Source organism: Eubacterium sp. AF22-8LB (assembly GCF_003458715.1).
Lineage (GTDB): Bacteria > Bacillota_I > Bacilli_A > Erysipelotrichales > Erysipelotrichaceae > Holdemanella.
This window is the reverse complement of record NZ_QRVI01000061.1, coordinates 1-1,100: the sequence shown is the minus strand read 5'-3', so window position 1 is coordinate 1,100 and position 1,100 is coordinate 1. Positions and strand designations below refer to the sequence as shown.

General features: G+C 29.8%; 2 protein-coding genes. Both read right to left on the bottom strand.

All coding sequences use genetic code 11. The features are described 5' to 3' along the window. Positions 1 to 14: 14 nt before the first annotated feature. Positions 15 to 647, bottom strand: coding sequence for a GyrI-like domain-containing protein (locus DWY01_RS11385; protein WP_117996217.1), 633 nt, complete (start codon positions 645 to 647; stop codon positions 15 to 17). A 144-nt stretch (positions 648 to 791) separates the two neighbouring features. Further along, a partial coding sequence (locus DWY01_RS11615) for a hypothetical protein (protein ID WP_117996216.1) occupies positions 792 to 1,100 on the bottom strand: 309 nt, incomplete at its 5' end.

The following is a 1,100-nucleotide window of genomic DNA, read 5'->3' as shown; positions in this document are numbered from 1 at the left end:
AAATTCCAATTTATCTAAATCTTTCTTATAGGATGTCGAATGACTGTTTTCCATTTTTCCGGTGCAACCTTTCTTGCATCCGACAAATATATTTCATGATGTAGTCTTTGACTATTCATATCATTCGCATATCCATTTTGTTTTAAATATTCATCCATAAGTGCAACTGTAGCTGGTTCATCATCAAAAGATCCTAAGTGCATGATTTGAACACATAAACCTTCATCAATCGTCAAAAACTCTGCCGATGAACAATCTATTTTTTTCTTTTTAGTTGCTGCTTCAACAGCCCATTCAAAATCTTTTTCATTCACAAAATCAGGCAATCGAATGACTGAAATCCAATGAAATGAATCTTTATCTGCATAATTCACACCATCTATATCATCCTGCCACCAGAATCCTTCTAGTGGTGGAACTACATATTCAAAGAATCCTTCAATTTTATAATCCGTCTTATAACTCATTCTCAAAGTATAAGCAATCGCATACAATACGCCAATTGCCTGCTGATATGCTCCACCTTCTTCATTTGGATTGCCCTCACCTCTGACCGCAATGTAATTTGCTTCAGGAACATTTACAATCACTGGTTTATTTTTAGGCATATAAAATTCTTTATATTCTTTCTTAAAATCAAAAGCCATAATTACTCCTTAAATTTGGTTTTATCTATTTTTTAAAGTATACCATTAAATATGAAAACTATACAAAAAGACTGATCTCTCAGCCTTTCATTTATAAATACGCTTTGTCTTAATCTATACGATCATAAACTATAATTTATTCGCTTATTTGTATTTCTTCTTAAGATTAATACTCAATATTATTGCAACAACTGATGAAATAATTAATCCTGCAACTAATGAAAATATCCAAAGATTATTTTCATTAAAAAGAAGAATAACGGAAATATCCATAGATATTATGAAAAGTACAAAGAAAAGATTTAAAATTTTAGTATCTTCTTTCCAATATTTTTCTTTATCACTAGTGCTTAAACTATTGTAAAATTCAAACCCATTGTCTAGTTCTTTACCAACTTTAGTGCTTCTTATTTTGTTTGTTGCATACCAAATAAGTAGGTATATCATGTTTAA

Excerpts from the sequence above, each read along its gene's own strand:
- DWY01_RS11385 (WP_117996217.1), bottom strand. The coding sequence starts at position 647 with ATGGCTTTTGATTTTAAGAAAGAATATAAAGAATTTTATATGCCTAAA.